Below are 15,956 nucleotides of genomic sequence, written 5' to 3' on the forward strand. Positions count from 1 at the left end.
GCGAAGGACCTTCTCACGCCTTGCGCCGCATGTGGTTACCAAATCTGACGAATGCAGCCGTGATAAGATGCTTCCATCGTCAGCATGACAATAAAAAAGGCGACCCGAAAGCCGCCTTTTTCAAATCAATCAATTTTAAGCACCGCCAGAAAGGCTTCTTGCGGGATTTCGACGGAGCCCACGGAGCGCATCCGTTTCTTGCCTTCTTTCTGCTTTTCAAGCAGTTTGCGCTTCCGGCTGATGTCGCCGCCGTAGCACTTGGCAATTACGTTTTTGCGCAGGGCTTTCACCGTTTCGCGGGCAATGATTTTCTGGCCAATCGAAGCCTGTATGGCGATGTCGAACATCTGGCGGGGCAGCAGCTCGCGCAGCTTCTCGCAGAGGCGCTTGCCCCACTCGTAGCTTTTGGAGCGGTGCACGATGGCGGAGAGGGCATCCACCTTCTCGCCGTTCAGCATCACGTCGAGCTTCACCATATCGGCTTCGCGGAAGCCAATCAGCTCGTAATCAAGCGAAGCGTAGCCGCGGCTGATGGTTTTGAGCTTGTCGAAGAAGTCGAATACGATTTCGGACAAGGGCAATTCAAAGGTCATTTCTACCCGCTCGGAGGTGAGGTAAGACTGGCCTTTGATAATGCCGCGCTTGTCCATGCACAGCGTGATAATGGGGCCGACGTACTCCGAAGCGGTGATAATCTGAGCTTTGATGAACGGCTCTTCAATCAGCTTGATGAGGTTGGGCTCCGGCATTTCGGAGGGTGCGTTGATGGTCAGCAGTTGGTCCTTGGTGCCGATGGCGTGGAACTGCACGCTGGGCACGGTGGTGATGACCGTCATGTTGAACTCGCGCTCCAGGCGCTCCTGCACGATTTCCATGTGCAGCATGCCCAGGAAGCCGCAGCGGAAGCCAAAGCCAAGGGCCACGGACGTTTCAGGCTCCCAGACCAGCGAGGCGTCGTTGAGCTGGAGTTTCTCCATGCACGAGCGCAACTCCTCGTACTCGGTGGTTTCGACGGGATAAATGCCGGCAAACACCATCGGCTTCACATCGGCAAAACCCTGGATAGCTTCGGAAGTGGGCCGCGCCACATGCGTGATGGTATCGCCCACCTTCACCTCGCGGGCTTCCTTGATGCCCGAGATGAGGTAGCCTACATTGCCGGCGCTCATTTCGGTGCGCGGCTCCTGGTTCAGACCCAGAATGCCTATTTCATCGGCGCCGTACTCCTTTCCCGTGGCCATAAACTTCACCTTGTCGCCTTTGCGCATGGTGCCGTTTTTGATGCGGAACAGAACTTCGATGCCGCGGTAAGAATTGAAGACGGAGTCAAAAATCAGGGCTTGCAACGGGGCTTCCGGGTCGCCTTTCGGGGCCGGAATGCGGTCGCAGATGGCGTTGAGAATGGCTTCGATGCCGATGCCGGTTTTGCCGGAGGCGTGCAGGATATCGCCGGGCTCGCAGCCGATGAGGTCCACGATTTCATCGGTCACTTCCTCCGGCATGGCGTGCGGGAGGTCGATTTTATTCAGTACTGGGATAATTTCCAGGTCGGCCCCGATGGCGAGATAAAGGTTAGAAATCGTCTGGGCTTCGATGCCCTGGGAGGCGTCTACAATCAGCAGCGCACCTTCGCAGGCGGCGATGCTGCGGCTTACTTCGTAGCTAAAATCGACGTGGCCGGGGGTGTCAATCAGGTTCAGCGTATACATTTCCCCTTTGTAGGGGTACTGCATCTGGATGGCGTGGCTCTTGATGGTGATGCCGCGCTCGCGCTCCAGGTCCATGTTGTCGAGCAGCTGGGCCTGCATGTCGCGCTTGGCCACGGTGCTGGTGAACTCCAGCAGTCGGTCGGCCAGGGTGCTTTTACCGTGGTCGATGTGGGCAATGATGCAAAAGTTGCGGATGTTCTTCACAGGTATTTCTTCTTCTGGGCTGCTGGCGGGGCGGTTGGAATTTTGGGTAGTTGGGCGGGGCGGTGGCCAGCCTCGCGTTACCCTAGTACCCGTTTTACCAGCTTGAGCCTGCAAATTACGACCAGAATAACTAGTCTGCGCGATTTGGCATGTCTGGGGGCGAATTCTGGTGCGGCTGCCTGATGTAGTGTTCGTTTGGAAGCGGGGATTTTGGGCGATGCTACGCATTGAATTGGCCCAAATTTTCAACCGGGCGGCTCCCAACCTGAGCTGGCAAAGGTGCCAAAAGCCTGTCGATGAGAAATCTCATGCGTTGCCATGACGTTTATCACAGGACTGCAGCGGCGGGGCCGCCACTTTTACCGGTTGTTACCCTCAACCAATAGCCCTGAATATGCGTCCGTTAAAGTCCATGCTGCTGGCGGCTTCGCTCACGACCATCCTTTTCGGACTGAGCAGCGCCGACCGGCCGGCCGCGCTTAGTGCCCCAGCAACTAATTACCCAACGGACTCGCTGACCACGCGCATCAAGACGCTGCTGACCGGGCCAACAGCCGGCCAGGTGCTGCCGATGACGTTGGCCGATGGTGCTGCGGTGCAGGCGTTTTATGCCAAGCGGACCTACTCAGCCGCCTGGTGCGAAGGGGCTGGCACCGGGGCAAAAGGCCGGGCGGCGCTGGCGCTCCTGGCTCGGGCCGGCGACTATGGCCTGACGCCCGCGCTGTACCATGTACCGCAACTTACGGCGCTGGCCGACTCATTGGCGCATCCGGCCACTGCGGCCGGTCAGGTGGCTCGAATGGCCCGTTTCGAGGTGCTGCTGACGGATGGGGTGGTGCAGTTTGCGCTCCATTTGCGGCGGGGGCAGCTGCATGCTTTCACGCCTTCGCCGCTGGAAAAAGCGGGGGTACCGTTCAGGCCAACGGTGTGGGTGGCCCGGGCCCTGGCTGCGCCCAGCTTTACAGCGGCCTTGCTGCGCTGCCAGCCGCCGCAGCGCGAGTATCGGGAGCTTCAGCAGGCGCTGGCACGCTGGCGGCGGCAGCCCGGTGGGCGCAATCCAGCGGCCCACAAGCGGCGCGCCCAGCAAATGGCCCTGACCCTGGAGCGGTGGCGCTGGGCGGCCATCCCGGGGAGCGAATACCTGCTGGTGAACCTGCCGGCTTATCGGCTGGAGGTGGTGCGCAAGGGCCGGGTGCGGCTCAGCCAGCGCATCATCATTGGGCGGCCGGGGCAGCCCACTCCTACTTTGAATAGCCGGATTACGTCCTTCACGATTGCGCCCGAGTGGAACGTGCCCCGTAGCGTGGCAGTGCGCCACATCCTGCCTTACCTGAAGGCCAATGCCCGGTACTCGCCGGAGCAGGATTTTCTGGCCAATAATAATTACCGCTTATTTGATGCCCAGGGCCGGCCGGTGAATCAGGCTAGCGTGAACTGGCAGGCCATCACGGCGCAGAACTTTCCTTATACCATTCGCCAGAGTCCGGGGTGCGGCAACCTGCTGGGCAACATCATTTTCCGGTTTCCCAATCCTTACGGCCTGTACCTCAGCGATGCGCCCGAGCCGAAACGGTTTTCAAACCAATACCGGGCGCTGGAAGAAGGCTGCGTGCACTTGGAGCGCCCCATGCACCTGGCGGCCTACCTGCTGGGCCCCGACAGCACCAGCGCCGCGCTGCCCACCGAGGCCCAGTGCGAAGCCAACCCGCAGCCCCGCACCATCTTTCTGAAGCGCCCGCTACCGCTGCACGTGCGCTACGCCACCTGCGCGGTGGAGGCGGGCCGGCTGCGCTTCTACCCCGATGTGTATGGGCAGGACGCCACCTTGCGGCGGCAGCTGCTGAATATGCAGACGGCTGCCCAACGCAGCGCCCAGGCCAGCCTGACCCAGCGCCGGAGTGCGCCGGCGAAGGGAGCCGGTGATACCGCCCTCGCCGGGCAACGGGAATAAAAAGGAGAGGGCAGATGCCTGCTCGGGGATTTTCCAGATAAGTAATTTCTGGCGGCCTTAGGCCATAGCGGGGTACTTGCCTGGTATTTAGCGCACGGTAAACCCGAGCTCAATCGGCTTATATCCAGGCAGCCGGATAACAATATTTTATAATAATAATTATAATCATATATTGCAGTTAGAAACTATTCCCTTTCTATCGTGAAGTCATTTATCCCTACTAACACCCCGGAGTGCCGCAGCTGGGCCGATGCCATCCTGGCCAGCAGCCAGCATACGGCGCTTATTGACGCAGCAAAAACGTTTCAGCACTACCAACGCGGGCAGATACTGTTTCGGGAAGGCGACCACGCGGCGGGGCTCTACAGCATCAGCTCCGGCCATTTTAAGGTGACGAAAGTGGGCGGCGATGGCAAGGAGCAAATCATCCGCCTGGCCAAGGCCGGCGATATCATGGGCTACCGGGGGCTGCTGGCGGGTAATGGCCACATTGCTAATGCCCTGGCCCTGGATGAGGCCGAGGTATGCTTCATTCCCAAATCGGTTTTTTTTCAGCTCATCGAGCACAATCAGGGGTTTACCACTTCACTGATGAAGCTGATGGCCAACGAGCTGGCCGAAACCGAGGAACGAATGCTGCACCTGGCCTACAAGCCCGTGCGCGAGCGCCTGGCCGAAGCCCTGCTCCTGCTGCTGCGCACCTACCAGCAGCCGGCCGATGGGCCGCCCAGCTTCACGATTTCGCGCGATGACCTGGCCGCGCTGGTGGGCACCGTGCGCGAAACCGCAAGCCGGTTCATGGCCGAGCTGAAGGCGGAGGGCGTGCTCAGCACCAAGGGCAGCAGCATCACCATCCTGGATATCAAGCGGCTAATTGAGATTTCGACCCTGTATGACTAAGTTGAGCCAATGCCGGGTGCCGCTGCTGAGCCATGCGCCAGTGCCCCAGCATGGTGGCCAGGTTCAGCACATAGCCCTGGGCCTCGGCCGCGTTGGGGCCGTGGAAATACTGCCGGAAGGTGGTTTCCAGCAGCGCGCACCAGCGCCCGAAATAGGCATTGCAAGGCAGCTGCGCGGCGGTATTGGCCAGGAGACGGCCGTAGTAGCGCATGCCGGTCAGGGCCTGCTCCCACCAAGCGTACTCGCCCCGTGAAACGCGCCCTGCGCCCCCAAAAACCGGCCCCAGCAGGTCGTCTTCGGCAATGAGGGCTGCAAATAGCTCTACAAAGCGGTGGCGTTGCGAAGGAGTAGCCAAATCAGAAGGGAGGTACGCTGTCATGATTCGATGATGGGGTGGTAAGCTTGCAAATTTGGGCGTTTCGGCCTGCGGTTGCCATGGTAACAATCACCTAATTAATTGATATATATCATTCACCCCCCTTTGGGCAGGCGGCGTGCCGGACTGGCTACCCTCCTAATTGCCGGCGGCGTCCCATCGTCAGGCGCCATGAAAACCGGGGCTTTCATGGTGCCTGACGATGGAACGCCGCCGGCGAATAATAATAATTAGGCCTTACTTTTTGGCGTTTTGGCCCTGGTCGATGTTTTTACCCTGGTCGGCGTTTTTGCCCTGGCCGTTGTGCACGGGAATGCGCTGCTGGGTGGTTTTGGGCGTGCCTTTGGGCACGTGCACGTGCAGCACGCCGTTGTGGAAGCTGGCGTCAATCTTATTGGCCTCGGCGGCATCGGGCAGCTGGAAGGTGCGCATGAAGGAGCCGTAGGAACTTTCGATGACGTGGTAGCGCCGGTCGTTGCGCTCATTCTCGAACTTGCGCTCGCCCGAAATGGTGAGGCGGCCCTGGTCGAGGCTCACGTTGATATCGTCTTCCTTCATGCCGGGCAGGGCGGCGTCGATGTCGTAGCTCGTATCGGTTTCGTAGGTGTCGACTTTGGGAAAGAACCGGTTCATCTGGCCCCGCATGGGCATGTTATCGTCAAAAAACCGGTCGAGCAGGGTGCTGAAGCGGGCAGGCATCACGTCAAAAAACGAGTCCTGATATTTTTGAATGTTGCTCATGGCGTTTTAAGTGTTTGGGGTGAATGGAATAGAAAAGCACGACGGTATCGATGGCGGAAAAATGGCAAAGCAGCGCTGATGGGTAACCGCCATCAGATATCCAAATTTGCCAGATACCGCCCCGGCAATCCATGACATAAATCAAACGATGCCATGACTTTGCACATGGATTTCGACCCCGTTTGGCCGTCACCTTGCAGGGTGATTCCGCCACTATATTCGGCGCATTGCGCCCCACTCCCACTCACCGCCGCCGCCATGGCCACCAGTACCACCGTTGCCGAAACCGGCGCCATTACCCGGTTTGCCGGGCGGTTTTTTCAGGAGGGTTTTCGGCCGCGCTACGAGGTGCAGGAGCTGCTGCACCAGTGCTTTGTGGTGGGCTACCAGTCGCTGCCGCTGGTGGGCATCACGGGGTTCATTATGGGCATGGTGCTCACGCTGCAAAGCCGGCCCACCATGGCCCAGTTCGGGGCCGAGTCGTGGATTCCGACCATGGTGGGCCTCACCATCATCCGCGAAATGGGGCCGATTATCACGGCGCTGATTTTCGCGGGCAAAATCGGGTCCAGCATCGGGGCCGAGCTGGGCTCGATGCGCGTGACCGAGCAGATTGACGCCATGGAAGTATCGGGCACCAACCCGTTTAAGTATCTGGTGGCCACGCGGGTGCTGGCCACTACGCTCATGCTGCCGGTGCTCACCATCATAGCCGATGCCATTGGGCTGTTTGCGTCGTTCCTCGGCATCAACCTGAAGGGCGTGACCAGTCTGGCCCTGTTCACCAACAACATTGTGTCGTCGCTGACCTTTGGCGACGTGGTGCCGGCAGTTATCAAAACCTTCTTTTTTGGCTTTGCCGTGGGCATAATTGGCTGCTACAAAGGCTATTATGCCGACAAGGGGACCGAGGGCGTGGGCCAGGCTGCTAACTCGGCGGTGGTGGCTTCGTCGCTGGTCATCTTCATTCTCGATTTGCTGGCCGTGCAGACCACCGGCCTGCTGGGCCTCAACTAACCGCTTCCGATGCTGCCCGCCCCTGCTCCCGTGGCCGCGCCTGCGCCGGCCCCCGCCGCTGCCGAAATCGTGCTCACGGTGGCCAACGTCAGCAAGGCGTTTGGCACCAACCAGGTGCTGCGCAACTTTTCGCTGGAGGTGCGCCGGGGCGAAAACGTGGTGGTGCTGGGCAAGTCGGGCGCGGGCAAGTCAGTGCTGATTAAGTGCATCATCGGCCTGCTGCCGGTGGACGCGGGCCAAATCACGGTGCTGGGCCAGGACGTGGCCACGCTGGACCACGCCGCCCTCGACCAATTGCGGGCCAAGGTGGGCTTCCTGTTTCAGAGCAATGCGCTCTACGACTCGATGACGGTGCGCGAAAACCTGCTGTTCCCCCTGCGGCGGCACTGGCTGACGCACAGCCCCGGCGAGGAGGACAAGCTGGTGCGCCAGGCCCTCGAAGATGTGGGGCTGGGCCACACCATCGACATGATGCCGGCCGAGCTGTCGGGGGGCATGCGCAAGCGCATCGCGCTGGCCCGCACCCTCATCTTGCAGCCCGATATCATTCTCTACGACGAGCCCACCACCGGCCTCGACCCGGTGACGGCCCGCGAAATCGACCAGCTCATCCGGGAAGTGCAGCAGAAATATGGCACGTCCTCGCTCATCATCTCGCACGACATGAACTGCGTGCGCCTCACCGCCAACCGCGTGGCCCTGCTGGTGGATGGCCGCTGCTACGCCCAGGGCACCTACGCCGAACTGAAGGCCAGTACCGACCCGGCCATCCACGAGTTTTTCTCCGAATAGTCAACAGGTGAGTCGTCGAATAGTCACCCTTTAACCCCCTCTCCGCCATGCCTCAGCGCCCTGCCAGTACATATTTCCGCCTGGGCTTGTTCGTGCTCGTCGGGCTGGGCTGCCTAGTGGCCGTGCTGTTTATGCTGGGCCGCAAGCAGAATCTGTTTGGCGATTCGCTGGAAGTACAGGCCGATTTTCGGAACGTATCGGGCCTGCTCACGGGCAATAACGTGCGCCTGGGCGGCATTAGCGTGGGCACGGTGAAGGACATCCGCATTCTGAACGACAGCACCGTGCGCGTGGGCCTGAGCCTGAACCGGGAGGTGCAGCCCTTTGTGAAGAAAAACGCGGTGGCTTCCATCGGCACGGATGGGCTGGTGGGCAATACCATCATTAATTTGAAGGCCATGCCCGCCCCGGCCCCGGCCATCGAAAGCGGCGACGTGCTGCGCACCACCACCCCGCTCGCCCTGGATGCCATGCTGGGTACGCTCAACATATCGAATAAAAACCTGGTGGGCATCACCAAAGACCTGCGCGAGATTACCCACAAAATCAACAACAGCAACGCGCTCTGGAGCCTGCTGAATGACCAGCAGCTGGCCGCCGAAATGCACCGCAGCCTGCGCAATGCGGCGGCGGCCACGGCACTGCTGGAAGGCTCGGCTGCCGATATGCAGCAGCTCACGCACGGGCTGCGCCAGGGGCGCGGGCCGGCCGGCTACCTTCTCACCGATACGGCATTTGCCGGCCGCATGCGCCACGCCACGCGCCAGCTGGCCAACACTTCCGATACCCTGGCCCATACCCTGGCCGGCCTCAAGAAGCAGATTCAAACCCCCAACGGCCCGCTTAATACCCTATTGACCGACACGGCTATGGGCCGAAACCTGCGCCAGAGCCTGCACAATGTGGAGCTGGGCACGGCCGGCTTCAGCCAGAACATGGATGCGCTGAAGCACAACTTTTTGCTGCGCGGGTATTTTCGGAAGCAGGCTAAGAAGGATAAGGCGCGGGCGGCTGCGGAGTGAACTCTGGCGTGGGGTTATACAAAAAACTATAAGAACGGTCATGCTGAGCGCAGCCGAAGCATCTCTACCGCAGTAGTAATCTTAATGATTGGATTGCATTGTACGGTAGAGATGCTTCGGCTGCGCTCAGCATGACCGTTCCTATAGTTTTTCATCCACCTTAACCCCTACTCGCACCGCACTTCAGGCATATCAATTCCGTGCTCGCGGATGTAGGCGGCGTGCTCGGTCAGCTTGAGCTGGCAGAACTGGGCGAGGGCCGGGCTGTTGGGCTGGGCCGTGATGCGGTCGAGGGCGGCCATTACCAGCTGGTAGCGGCTCATGTTGTTGATTACCAGCATATCGAACGGCGTTGTGGTGCGGCCTTCCTCCATGTAGCCGCGCACGTGGAAGCGGGCCGGGGCAGGCCGGTGATGCAGCAGTTCGTGAATAAGTGAAGGGTAGCCGTGGAAGGCAAAAATCACCGGCGCATCGGCCGAAAACAGGCCTAGGAACGTGGCTTCGGGCAGGCCGTGCGGGTGGGCATCGGGAGCCATCAGGGCCAGTAAATCCACCACGTTTACCACGCGCAGGCGGAGGACGGGCAGGTGCTGCTTGATGAGGGCGGCGGCGGCGATGGTTTCGGTGGTGGGCACATCGCCGGCGCAGGCCAGCACCAGGTCGGGGTGTGGGTGCGGCTCGCTGCTGCTTTCATTGCCGGCCCAGTGCCAGGCCGAAATGCCCCGTTTGCAATGGTCGCGGGCGGCCTCGATGCCCAGCCATTGGGGCTGCGGGGACTTCGAGGCCACAATCAGATTGATGTAGTCGCGGCTGCGGAGGCAGTGGTCCATCACGGCGAGCAGGCAGTTGGCATCGGGTGGCAGGTACACCCGCGCCACCGAGCTTTTTTTGGCCGCTACCGCATTGAGGAAGCTGGGCACCTGGTGGGTATAGCCGTTGTGGTCCTGCCGCCACACATGCGAGGTGAGCAGGTAGTTGAGCGAGGCCAGCGGCTGCCGCCAGGGCACTTCCTTGCTTACTTTGAGCCACTTGGCGTACTGGTTCAGCATGGAATCGACCAAGGGAATGAAGGCTTCGTAGCACCCAAAAACGCCATGTCGGCCCGTGAGCAGGTAGCCTTCGAGCCAGCCCTGGCAGGTGTGCTCGCTCAGGATTTCCATCACGCGACCATCCGGAGACAGGTACTCATCGGTTTCGTGCAGGGGGCCGAGCCAGGCGCGCTGGGTGGCCTCAAACAGCGTCGTCATGCGGTTGGAGGTGGTTTCATCGGGGCAGACCACGCGGAAGTTGCGGGCGTCCTCGTTGCGCCGAAACACGTCGCGCAGGAAGGTGGCCAGCTTGTGGGTGGCCGCCGCCGTCACGCCGCCCGGCGCGGGCACCATCACGCCATAATCACTGAAATTGGGCAGCTTGAGGGGCACCAGCAGCTGGCCGCCGTTGGCGTGCGGGTTACGGCCGAGGCGGTGGTCGCCGGCGGGGCAGCCGCTCAGCATCTCCTCGCACAAGGCACCGGTGAGGGGACTGCACAGGTCCTGCGGACGGTAGCTGCGCAGCCAGGCTTCGAGGATGGGCAGCTGGCTGGGCTGGCCGGCCGGGTCGGCTACGGGCAGCTGGTGGGCATGAAACGTATTTTCGATGGCCTGGCCGTCTACCGTGAACGGGCAGGTCCAGCCTTTGGGGGTTTGCAGGATGAGGATGGGCCAGGCCGGCACCCCATCGAGCAGCCCCAGCCGGGCGTGCTCCTGAATGCGACGGATTTCGGCGTGCGCCCAGTCCAGGGCCTGCCACATGGCGGCGTGGACCTGATGGGGCTCGCTGCCGCTCACAAACCGCACCTGGTAGCCGTAGCCGGTGAAGAGGTGATGTAATTCTTCGTCGCTCATCCGCCCAAAAATGGTGGGGCCGGACAGCTTGTAGCCGTTCACATGCAGGATGGGCAGCACCGCGCCCGAAGTGGCCGGGTTCAGGTACTTGTTGGAATGCCAGGCGGCGGCCAGCGGGCCGGTTTCGGCCTCGCCGTCGCCCACCACGCAGGCCACGATGAGGTCGGGGTTATCGAGGGCCGCGCCGTAGGCGTGCGCCAGGCAGTAGCCCAGCTCGCCGCCCTCCTGAATCTGGCCGGGCGTGCCGGGCACCAGGTGGCTGGGCAAGCCGCCGGGCCACGAAAACTGCCCAATGAGCTGCTCCAGGCCGGCGCGGTTGAGGGAATATTGCGGGTCCACTTCACCCAAAGTGCCTTCCAGAAATAGGTTGGCCAGAATGGCGGGCGCGCCGTGGCCCGGCCCCGTTACCAGCAACAGGCTGGCCTCGGTGTCCTGCACCAGGCGGTTGAGGTGAGCATACACCATGTTCAGGCCCGGCTGTGTGCCCCAGTGCCCCAGCAGGCGCGGCTTGATGTCGGCGGCCTGCAGGGGCCGCTCCAGCAGGAAGTTGTCGCGCAAATACAGCTGGGCCGCCCCGAGGTAGTTGGTGGCCAGCCAGTAGCGGTGCAGCTGGGCCAGGCGGGTGGCCTGGGGCACGGCCGCGGTCGTGAGAGCAGGAGTCATGGGCAAGCGGGGGGTTAGGGAGCGGAACCGGGCGGCGGCTCAATCGGTGGTGGGCAGCACAAGCACCGGCACCGGACTGCGGCGCAGCAGCTGGGCCGTCACGCTGCGATGGAACAGGCCCCCGAGCAGGGTGTGCGGCCGGGCCATTACCACAATGAGCTGGGCGTTGACTTCGGCGGCGGCGTGCAGGATGCCGTCGGCCGGGGCTTCTTCCCGCACTTCATACAGGCTGTTATTATCGATAGGCCCAAACAGGCCCGTGCGGCGCACCGCATCGAAGCCGATGCCGGCTTTGGAAGGGCCATCCGTGGCGGCTACGTGCACCACCGTGGTGGTGGGGTTCAGGGCCTCAAACAAGTCGGCCAGGGCCAGCGACGGGGCGGTCAGCCAGAAGGGCTGGTCATCGGCGGCCACCACCACGCGGTGGGGCAGCTCGGGGTCGTGGCTTTCTTCGGGCACCAGCAGCAGCGGGTAGTGCGCGCCCTGCAACACGGGCAGCGCCATGTTGCTCAGCACGCGCTCAATCAGGTTGGTGGGGTGCTCGCGGCCGGCGGCCAGCAGCAGCGGGTGGTGGCGCTGCACGGCATCGGCCAGGGCCAGGCCGAGGGTGTCGATGGTCACCTCCGGCTCGGCGGGCACGGGCAGGTGGTCGGCGCGCTGGGCCAGGTCGGCCATCACGGCGTGGCGGCTAGGCGTGGTCACGGGCGTCATCAGTGCCGCCTCGGGAAACAGCAGCGGGTCCTGAAACACGTGCATCAGCACAAGGTGGCCTTCGGGCAGCTGCGTGGCCAGCTGGCTGGTGTAGCGCAGCGCAGCATCGGAGGCGCTGTTCAGGTCGGAGAGAACGACGAAGGTTGGTTGCATAGCGGGAAGCCGGAAGGAATTGGTGAGCGCCGCCCCACCGGTTCCGGCGCTGAGCCAGGTGGGGAGCGCAACCGAATACGGCGGGGGCAAGCTTGCCCCCGCAGGGGAGTTGGTATTGCCATGGATGAGGCGGGTTAGTAATCAGGCTTCTTCAAGCCGCTGTCATCAAGCGCCCTACTTGCCTGGAACCGCTCTTGGGAGTTGCCTTAAATTTCAGCAGCGCACGTGCCGGGCACCATAAGAATTATCAACCCGGCATATGAATTATATCATTGCCGACAGCCAAGCCGTAGTCTCCGCCAGCCGCAGCTAAAGGAGGCCTCACTCCTGCTCAGCTGAAGGGCCGGGCTTTCGCGGCCGGTCGCTTGCTGGCCATCAAGCGGCCCAGCAGCTGGCCAAACACCAGCGTCACCACGGCCGGCCCGGCAATGAGCAGCAGGGCCACCGGCGTGAGTTTTTGCAGCCCCAGCAGGCGGTGCAGCAGCGGCTGCACATACGCCAGCACTATCAGCCCGGAGCACAGGGCCAGTGCCAGCCACACGTAGCCGTTGCGCAGCACATCGTTGTGCCACAGCGGCGTGTGCCCGCCCGCCATGTTGAAAACGTGTACCAACTGAGCAGCCGACAGCCCGAAAAACAGCACGGCATTGGCGGCGGCCGGGGCCAGGCCCAGCTGGTTGCGGGCCAGGTAGTCGGCCGTGAGCAGGGCCACGGTCATCAGGGCGGCGTAAGCAATGGCCAGTCGCCAGTCGCCGGGGCGCATGATGGGGCCTTGCGGGTCCTGCGGCGGGTGCTGCATCACGCGGGGGCTGCCCTTGCCCACCCCCAGCGCCAGGGCCGGAAACACATCGGTGAGCAGATTCAGAAACAGGATTTGCAGGGGCAGCAGGCCCGCGCCGTGGCCCAGCAGGCCGGCAACCGTCACCACCAGAATTTCGCTCAGGTTGCACGACACCAGGTAGAGCACGAAGCGCCGGATATTGGTGAAGATGATGCGCCCCTGCTCCACGGCCACCACAATGGAAGCAAAAGAGTCGTCGCGCAGCACCAGGGCGGCCGCCTCGCTGGCCACCTGCGTCCCGCGCCGGCCCATGGCCACGCCGATATCGGCTTTTTTGAGGGCCGGGGCATCGTTCACGCCATCGCCGGTCATGGCCACCACATGGCCCTTATCCTGATATAAGCTGATGAGGTCCAGCTTCTGGGCCGGGCTCACGCGGGCAAACACCCGGGCCTGCCACAAGCGGCGGCGGCCTTCACCGTTGGGATGGGTAAGCAGGCTTTCCAGCTCGTCGCCCGTCACCACCGTCGTATCCGAATCCTTGGCGAGGTGTACCTGGTGGGCCACGGTGAGGGCCGTGGCGGGGTGGTCGCCGGTCACCATCAGCACCCGGATGCCGGCGCGCTGGCAGGCCTCCAGAGCGGGCACCACCTCGGAGCGCGGCGGGTCGAGGAAGGCCACCAGGCCCAGCCAGGTCAGCTCGTCGGCCCAGTCGGGCTGGTGCTCATCGGGCAGCTCGCGGTAGGCCAGGGCCAGCACGCGCAGGCCGGTTTCGGCCAGCGCGTTGGCGCGGCCCAGCCATTCGGCCCGCTCGGCCGGGCCAATGGGCTGGGCACCCGCAGCCAGCTGTTGCCCGGCACAATGCTGGAGCACCGATTCGGCAGCGCCCTTCACGGCCACCCAGGGCCGGCCATCGGGCTGCCGGTGCAGGGTGGCCATGAGGCGGGTATCGGAGTTGAAGGGCTGCTCGGCCAGGCGCAGGTGGGCCTGGGCCCCCGGCACGTCAAACGGTCCGCCGTGGGCCAGGGCCAGCAGGGCCACTTCGAGCGGGTCGCCGAGGGCGGCATCGGCGGTGGCAGGCGTGTAGGTGGCGTTGTTGCACAGCACGGCCACCCGCAGCAGCAATTGGTAGGCCTCGCCTCTGAGCGCGGCTGGTTGGCCGGCCTCTTCGGCCAGCGGAAACCGGAGCTGGCCCTCGGGCAGCCACACGGTTTGCACGGCCATCTGGTTCTGGGTGAGGGTGCCGGTTTTATCGGTAAAAATGACGTCGGTGCCGCCCAGGGTTTCCACGGCGGCCAGGCGCTTCACCAGCACGTTGTGGCGGGCCAGGCGCATCATGCCGTAGGCAAGGGCCAGCGTGGCCACAATGGACATACCCTCCGGAATGGCCGCCACGGCCAGCACAATGGCAATTTTCAGCAGGCCGAACACCGGCTGGCCCTTCATTAGCCCAATGGCCACGTAGCCGGCCGCCAGCGCCACCGTGATGTACACCAGCTGCCGGGCCAGGCGGTCGAGCTTGGCTTCGAGCGGCGTGGCCGAGCGGGCGGCATGCTGCACCAATTGCGTGATTTCGCCCAGCTGCGTGCCGCTGCCCACGCCCGTGACGTAAGCCCGCCCCGTGCCATTGACTACGGCCGTGCCCTTAAACAACTGGCTGGTCGAGTCCGTGGCTTTGTCGGGGAATTTTAGCTCGCACCCATCGCCCATGGCCGGGTCCACCACCTTGCCGGCGGGCATCGACTCGCCGGTCAGCGCCGACTCGTTCACCTGGAGCTGCTGGGCTTCGAACAGCGCCGCATCGGCCGCCACCACTTCACCAGCCTCCACCAGCAGCACATCGCCGATGGTGACGTGGTGCGTGGGCACGGCGCACACCCGGCCATCGCGCAGCACGCGGGCCGTGGTGAGGCCCAGGCGGCGCAGGGCCGTCATCGAGGCCTGGGCATTCCACTCCAGCCAAAAGCCAATGCCGGCATTAAGGGCAATAACGGCCAGAATGGCCAGGCCCTCGGCGTGGTCCTGGAAGGCAAACGAAAACCCCGCCGCCCCGCCCAGCACCAGCACAATCAGGCTACGAAACTGGCGCAGCAGCACCTGCCACCAACTGTCGGGCACCATGGGCTCCACGGCGTTGGGGCCGTATTGCTGGAGCCGGGCCCGGGCCTCTGCTTCGGTGAGGCCGACTACGCGGGCAGCACTTGCCGGCGACGGCGGCAGTTCGATGAGCTCGGGCATGACGGCGGCAATGGGAGGGGAACCAGTTGATAGCAACTATACCACAGTATAGCCTATAATATTCAGAAAAACAATTTATTACTCCCCTGCCCCATTGCCTAGGCCAGCATATTATCGGCCGCGTGGTGGGCCTGCCGGCGCTGGCCTGCCGTGGGCTCGGCGGCTGGCACGGCCAGCACGGGCACGGGGCTGCGGCGCAGCACTTCGGCCGTCACGCTGTGGTGAAACAGCTCGCCGAGGTAGCTGCGCTGGCGGGTGAGGAGCACCACGAGGTCGGCCCCCACGTCATTGATGGCGGCCAGAATGCCATCGGCCGGCCGGCTGTACTGGTAGCCGCGCGGCTCTACGTCGGGCAGGTCCGTGGTCAGGCCGCTCAGCTCCACGGCGTGCTTGGCGCGGGCGCAGTTCTCGTCGTCTTCGATGCCCGATACGTGCACGATGGTGACGTGGGGGGCCAACTGATGCAACAGCTGCTTCACCCCATCAATGGCCGCGGGCAGGACAAACGGCTCGCTGTCGGCCGCAATCAGCACGCGCCGGGGCGGCGTGGCAGCGGCCGTGCGCTGGGGCACCAGCAGCAGCGGCAGCTGCACGGCGCGCAGCAGCTCCAGCAGCATCAGGCTCACTTGGTCGGGGGTAGCGGCTTCATCGGCGGGCCGCCCCACCACAAACAGCGCGGGGTTGTGCTGCCGGGTGAGGGCCTGGGCCGCCGTGGGCAGCAGGTCGGTAACGAGCTCCACCGTAGCCGGCGTGTGGAGGTGCGCGGCCAGGTGGGCCAGCATGGCCTTGATGCCGGGCTCATCGGCCAGCTCCTG

General features: G+C 63.3%; 12 protein-coding genes. 5 read left to right on the top strand and 7 right to left on the bottom strand.

What is annotated here, in order from left to right; genetic code table 11:
* Positions 1-125: 125 nt before the first annotated feature.
* Positions 126-1,913: a translation elongation factor 4 gene (gene lepA / locus AAFH49_RS21140; RefSeq protein ID WP_342301328.1), complete on the bottom strand. Its 1,788-nt coding sequence runs from the start codon at positions 1,911-1,913 to the stop codon at positions 126-128.
* A 394-nt stretch (positions 1,914-2,307) separates the two neighbouring features.
* Between lepA and AAFH49_RS21145 the strand changes: the two genes are divergently transcribed.
* Complete coding sequence (locus tag AAFH49_RS21145) at positions 2,308-3,864, top strand: L,D-transpeptidase scaffold domain-containing protein (protein ID WP_342301331.1); 1,557 nt, start codon at positions 2,308-2,310, stop codon at positions 3,862-3,864.
* Positions 3,865-4,065: 201 nt separating this feature from the next.
* Positions 4,066-4,764, top strand: coding sequence for a Crp/Fnr family transcriptional regulator (locus tag AAFH49_RS21150; protein ID WP_342301333.1), 699 nt, complete (start codon positions 4,066-4,068; stop codon positions 4,762-4,764).
* Here AAFH49_RS21150 and AAFH49_RS21155 read toward each other — a convergent pair.
* A complete protein-coding gene (locus tag AAFH49_RS21155; RefSeq protein WP_342301334.1) occupies positions 4,727-5,143 on the bottom strand; it encodes a globin family protein in 417 nt (138 codons plus the stop codon). The two genes, AAFH49_RS21150 and AAFH49_RS21155, sit on opposite strands and share 38 nt — an antisense overlap.
* A 234-nt stretch (positions 5,144-5,377) precedes the next feature.
* Positions 5,378-5,881, bottom strand: coding sequence for an Hsp20/alpha crystallin family protein (locus tag AAFH49_RS21160; protein ID WP_342301335.1), 504 nt, complete (start codon positions 5,879-5,881; stop codon positions 5,378-5,380).
* A gap of 258 nt (positions 5,882-6,139) precedes the next feature.
* Here AAFH49_RS21160 and AAFH49_RS21165 point away from each other — a divergent pair, with 258 nt between their 5' ends.
* From AAFH49_RS21165 to AAFH49_RS21175, 3 genes are read left to right on the top strand one after another with little or no spacing between them, the layout of a single operon-like run.
* Positions 6,140-6,898, top strand: a complete 759-nt coding sequence (locus AAFH49_RS21165) for an MlaE family ABC transporter permease (RefSeq protein ID WP_342301337.1) — start codon at positions 6,140-6,142, stop codon at positions 6,896-6,898.
* 9 nt (positions 6,899-6,907) lie between these two features.
* Complete coding sequence (locus AAFH49_RS21170) at positions 6,908-7,690, top strand: ABC transporter ATP-binding protein (RefSeq protein ID WP_342301338.1); 783 nt, start codon at positions 6,908-6,910, stop codon at positions 7,688-7,690.
* A 47-nt stretch (positions 7,691-7,737) separates the two neighbouring features.
* The gene (locus tag AAFH49_RS21175; RefSeq protein ID WP_342301339.1) at positions 7,738-8,712 is read left to right on the top strand and encodes an MlaD family protein; all 975 of its coding nucleotides are present in this window, start codon (positions 7,738-7,740) and stop codon (positions 8,710-8,712) included.
* A gap of 167 nt (positions 8,713-8,879) precedes the next feature.
* Here AAFH49_RS21175 and AAFH49_RS21180 read toward each other — a convergent pair whose 3' ends face one another.
* The 4 genes from AAFH49_RS21180 to AAFH49_RS21195 form a co-directional block, all read right to left on the bottom strand.
* Positions 8,880-11,258: a phosphoketolase family protein gene (locus AAFH49_RS21180; protein WP_342301340.1), complete on the bottom strand. Its 2,379-nt coding sequence runs from the start codon at positions 11,256-11,258 to the stop codon at positions 8,880-8,882.
* Positions 11,259-11,297: 39 nt separating this feature from the next.
* Positions 11,298-12,122: a universal stress protein gene (locus AAFH49_RS21185; protein WP_342301341.1), complete on the bottom strand. Its 825-nt coding sequence runs from the start codon at positions 12,120-12,122 to the stop codon at positions 11,298-11,300.
* 331 nt (positions 12,123-12,453) lie between these two features.
* Positions 12,454-15,141: a cation-translocating P-type ATPase gene (locus tag AAFH49_RS21190; protein WP_342301342.1), complete on the bottom strand. Its 2,688-nt coding sequence runs from the start codon at positions 15,139-15,141 to the stop codon at positions 12,454-12,456.
* A gap of 98 nt (positions 15,142-15,239) precedes the next feature.
* Positions 15,240-15,956: universal stress protein (locus AAFH49_RS21195; protein WP_342301343.1), on the bottom strand; the 717-nt coding region annotated here is incomplete at its 5' end.

This window comes from Hymenobacter segetis (genome assembly GCF_038448715.1).
GTDB classification, from domain to species: Bacteria; Bacteroidota; Bacteroidia; order Cytophagales; family Hymenobacteraceae; genus Hymenobacter; species Hymenobacter segetis.